Genomic DNA, 4052 nt, shown 5'->3' on the forward strand with positions numbered 1-4052 from the left:
CCCCGTACCCCGCCCCCCGCCACCAGCGCGGCGGCCACCAGCACCGGCGCGGCCAGCGTGATCCGCCAGAAGGCGGCGGCCACCGGCCCGGTATCCGCCATCCGCACGAACCACGGCCCGAAGGCGAGCGCGACGTTCGCCAGGATCACCGCGGCAAACGCAGCCGGGGGCGCATCCGGTAACATGGTTTGGGCCGGCGCAGTTTTTCTTGGGGGCGCGCTTGCGTGCATGGCCCCCCTTAGCCCCCTATCTTGTCGTCGTCAGGCAAGAAAAAGGAAGCCTAATGCCAAGTCTGTTCGACGCCATCGATCTCGGCGCGATCCATGCCCCCAACCGCATCCTCATGGCACCGCTCACGCGCGGCCGTGCGGACAAGGCGGCGGTTCCGACCCCGATCATGGCCGAATATTATGCGCAGCGTGCCAGTGCCGGCCTCATCATTTCCGAAGCAACGGGCATCAGCCGCCAGGGCTTGGGCTGGCCTTTCGCCCCCGGCCTCTGGTCCGACGAACAGGTCGAGGCATGGCGCCCGGTGACCAAGGCGGTGCACGACGCGGGCGGCCGCATCATCGCGCAGCTCTGGCACATGGGCCGTCAGGTCCATTCCTCGGTGATCGGCGAACAGCCCGTATCCTCCTCGGCGACCGCCACCGCGGGTCAGGCCCACACCTATGACGGCAAGAAGGATTTCGAAACCGCACGCCCGCTGACGCTGGACGAGATCCCCGCCCTCCTCGACACCTATGCGCGCGCCACCCGCAACGCACTCGCCGCCGGGTTCGATGGCGTGCAGGTCCACGCCGCCAATGGCTATCTGATCGACCAGTTCCTGCGCGACAACGCCAACTTCCGCGACGACCGCTACGGCGGCAGCCCCGACAACCGCATCCGCCTCCTCCGCGAAGTCGTGGAACGCGTCGCCGCCGTCGCCGGTGCCGACCGCACCAGCGTCCGCCTCTCCCCCAACGGCGACAGCCAGGGCGTCGACGACTCCAACCCCCACACGGTCTTCATTCCCGCCGCAAAGGCCCTCGCCGAAATCGGCATCGGCTTCCTCGAACTGCGCGAACCCGGCCCCGACGGCACCTTCGGTAAGACCGACGTGCCCAAGCTCTCGCCGCAGATCCGCGAGGTCTTCGACCGCCCGCTCGTCCTCAACTCGGACTATGAGACGGCTGCACAGGCACAGGCGGACATCGATGCAGGGATCGCCGACGCAATCAGCTTCGGCCGCACCTTCCTCGCCAACCCCGACCTGCCTGAACGACTGGCGAAGGACGCTCCCCTCAACGAGAGCGTGATGAAGACGTGGTACAGCCAGGGCCTCGAAGGTTATATCGACTACCCGACGCTCGACGAAGCCAAGGCGGCTTGAGCAAATCCCTCTCCCCTCGGGGGAGAGGAAGGGTGAAGGATCGCCAAGCAGCGCAACACTGCTTGGCGACCCACCCCGACACTAGATCCGCTCCACCCGGTCGAGATATCGCGTTACCCAACGCCGCAGCGGCCGATGCACTTCCGGCATCCATCGCACCCCAAACGCCGCCGCCCTGCACCACCCCACGATCCGCAACCGCGCGGCATCCAGCCTCAGCATCCGTGGCGCCTTGTCGTCATACAGCGCAGCGGTCATCACCTCGCCCCCGCCATCGAACCGCGTCCGCCGCGGCCCGACCTCGGCCCGACCTCGGCCACTGCCTTGGGCGCACGCGTATCGATCACCACCAACCGCCGCCCGCGCTCGATCACGCGGAACCGGGTCGGCGGCATCTCGGTCACCGGAGGACCATCAGCCGAAACGGCCCTTCAACTCCAGCATCGCCAGCGCCGCCTTCGCCGCCTCGCCACCCTTGTCCTTCTGGTCAGGCCGGGCGCGGACCAGCGCCTGCGCCTCGTTCTCGACGGTCAGGATGCCGTTGCCGATCGCCAGCCCGTCCATGGTCAGCGCCATGATGCCGCGCGCGCTTTCGCCCGCGACGATCTCGAAATGATAGGTTTCGCCGCGGATCACGACGCCAAGCGCGACGAACGCGTCATAGCGTTCCGCCGCCAGCGCGATCGTGCCCGGTACTTCCAGCGCGCCCGGCACGGTCACCGTCTCGTGGCTATGCCCCGCCGCCTCGATCGCGGCGCGTGCACCCTCCAGCAACAGGTCGTTCAGATGGTCGTAGAACCGCGCCTCGACGATCAACACATGCGCCATCAGGCGTCTCCTTCCTCGATGCGACGCTCGCCGACGATCGACAGGCCGTACCCGTCCAGCCCGACCAGCGTGTGATGCGTGTTGGTCAGCAGCACCATGTCCTGCACGCCCAGTTCGGCCAGGATCATTGCGCCGACGCCGTAGTCGCGCAGTTCCTCCATATCGATCGACACCTCCTCGCCCGCCTTCAGCCGGACGGCGGTGGTGAACGCGTCCGATCGCGGGCGGTTGATGACGACGACGACGCCCGAACCCTCCTCGGCGATGATCTCCATCGAGCGTGCCAGCAGATGCCCGCGGGATCCTGCCTCGCCGAACACGTCGGCAAAGGGCGACAGCGCGTGCATGCGCACCAGCACCGGCTTCGACGTGTCCAGCCGACCCTTGACCAGCGCGACCTGCTCGGTCCCCGTCGCCTTGTTGCGATAGGCGCGCGCCGTCCAGTCGCCGCCCCATTCGCTGACGAACTTCGCCTCCGACTGCAGCTCGACCAGATGGTCGTAGCGGCGGCGATAGGCGATCAGATCACGGATCGTACCGATCTTCAGCCCGTGAAGCTGCGCGAAGCCGACCAGATCGTCCATGCGCGACATCGTGCCGTCCTCGTTCATGATCTCGCAGATCACGCCAGAGGGGTTCAGGCCGGCCAGCCGCGCGACGTCCACCGCCGCCTCGGTATGCCCGGCGCGCACCAGCACGCCGCCGTCGCGCGCCACCAGCGGGAAGACATGGCCCGGCGTCACGATCTCGCCGGCTCCCTTCGACGCGTCGATCGCGACCGAGATGGTGCGTGCGCGGTCCGCCGCGGAAATGCCCGTCGTCACGCCTTCCTTCGCCTCGATCGAGACGGTGAAGGCGGTCTCGTGCCGGGTGCCGTTGTTGCGGCTCATCAAGGGCAGGCCGAGCGCATCGACGCGCTCCTTGGTCATGGCGAGGCAGATCAGCCCACGGCCATGCCGCGCCATGAAATTCACCTTTTCGGGCGTCGCCATCTGCGCGGGGATCACCAGATCGCCCTCATTCTCCCGGTCCTCGTCATCGACCAGGATGAACATGCGCCCGTTGCGCGCCTCGTCGATGATCTCTTCCGGGCTCGACAGAAAGGCGTGGCGCAACCGCGCCAGTTCTGCGGACTTAGCGGCCACGATAATGCTCCATACGTTGCAGATAGCGGGCGAGCACGTCGATCTCGACGTTCACGCCCTGCCCCTCCACCACCGTGCCCAGCGTGGTGACGGCGGCGGTATGCGGGATGATGTTCAGGCCGACGACCGTGCCGTCCTGCCCGTCCTCGACGCTGTTCACGGTCAGCGACACGCCGTCGATCGTCACCGATCCCTTGGTCGCGACGAAGGGGGCGAGTTCCGCCGGCACGCGCACGAACACCCGATGCGATCCGCCTTCCTCGGCCACCGACACGACCGTGCCGACGCCGTCGACATGGCCGGTCACGATGTGCCCGCCCAGTTCGTCGCCCAGCTTCATCGCGCGCTCCAGGTTCAGGTGGCGCCCCGCGCTCCACTGCGCGCCTGCGGTCCGGCTGATCGTCTCGCCGGACACATCGACCGCGAACCAGCCGGGTGCCCCCGGCGCCGACTTGTCGACCACCGTCAGGCACACGCCCGAACACGCGATCGACGCGCCCAGATCGACGCTGCCCATGTCATAAGCGGTGGAAATGCGGACGCGCGTGTCGCCGCGTGACTCGACCGCGTCGATGGTACCGATATCGGTGACGATGCCTGTGAACATATCAGCCGCGCTCGTAGACCTCGAGCCGGTCGCTGCCAAGCGCGCGTGCATCGACCAGCCGCCACCGCCCGTGCGCCTGCGCCAGATCGTCCAGCCC

Annotated in this window: 6 protein-coding genes and 1 pseudogene; 1 reads left to right on the top strand and 6 read right to left on the bottom strand. The window is 67.8% G+C overall.

What is annotated here, in order from left to right; all coding sequences use genetic code 11:
* Positions 1-185 (bottom strand): annotated as a pseudogene (locus tag Q0U08_RS18315) (hypothetical protein); the annotation flags it as partial.
* 98 nt (positions 186-283) lie between these two features.
* Here Q0U08_RS18315 and Q0U08_RS18320 point away from each other — a divergent pair.
* A complete protein-coding gene (locus tag Q0U08_RS18320; RefSeq protein WP_298093116.1) occupies positions 284-1375 on the top strand; it encodes an alkene reductase in 1092 nt (363 codons plus the stop codon).
* Between the two features lie 81 nt (positions 1376-1456).
* Here Q0U08_RS18320 and Q0U08_RS18325 read toward each other — a convergent pair whose 3' ends face one another.
* From Q0U08_RS18325 to Q0U08_RS18345, 5 genes are read right to left on the bottom strand one after another with little or no spacing between them, the layout of a single operon-like run.
* Positions 1457-1633: a hypothetical protein gene (locus Q0U08_RS18325; RefSeq protein ID WP_298093117.1), complete on the bottom strand. Its 177-nt coding sequence runs from the start codon at positions 1631-1633 to the stop codon at positions 1457-1459.
* A complete protein-coding gene (locus Q0U08_RS18330; protein WP_298093119.1) occupies positions 1633-1779 on the bottom strand; it encodes a hypothetical protein in 147 nt (48 codons plus the stop codon). The genes Q0U08_RS18325 and Q0U08_RS18330 overlap by 1 nt, the downstream gene beginning before the upstream one ends.
* Before the next feature lie 10 nt (positions 1780-1789).
* Entirely contained in the window at positions 1790-2203 is a 414-nt protein-coding gene (gene ribH / locus Q0U08_RS18335; RefSeq protein WP_298093120.1) for a 6,7-dimethyl-8-ribityllumazine synthase, read from the bottom strand.
* Positions 2203-3348 (bottom strand): 3,4-dihydroxy-2-butanone-4-phosphate synthase, encoded by a 1146-nt coding sequence (gene ribB / locus Q0U08_RS18340; RefSeq protein WP_298093121.1) that lies wholly within the window; start codon positions 3346-3348, stop codon positions 2203-2205. Before ribB ends, ribH begins: the two co-directional genes overlap by 1 nt.
* Complete coding sequence (locus Q0U08_RS18345) at positions 3338-3955, bottom strand: riboflavin synthase (RefSeq protein WP_298093122.1); 618 nt, start codon at positions 3953-3955, stop codon at positions 3338-3340. The genes ribB and Q0U08_RS18345 overlap by 11 nt, the downstream gene beginning before the upstream one ends.
* Positions 3956-4052 lie beyond the last annotated feature (97 nt).

It is taken from the genome of uncultured Sphingomonas sp., from assembly GCF_946477935.1.
Lineage (GTDB): Bacteria > Pseudomonadota > Alphaproteobacteria > Sphingomonadales > Sphingomonadaceae > Sphingomonas.

Excerpts from the sequence above, each read along its gene's own strand:
- Q0U08_RS18345 (WP_298093122.1), bottom strand. The coding sequence starts at position 3,955 with ATGTTCACAGGCATCGTCACCGATATCGGTACCATCGACGCGGTCGAG.
- Q0U08_RS18325 (WP_298093117.1), bottom strand. The coding sequence starts at position 1,633 with ATGACCGCTGCGCTGTATGACGACAAGGCGCCACGGATGCTGAGGCTG.
- Q0U08_RS18320 (WP_298093116.1), top strand. The coding sequence starts at position 284 with ATGCCAAGTCTGTTCGACGCCATCGATCTCGGCGCGATCCATGCCCCC.
- ribH (WP_298093120.1), bottom strand. The coding sequence starts at position 2,203 with ATGGCGCATGTGTTGATCGTCGAGGCGCGGTTCTACGACCATCTGAAC.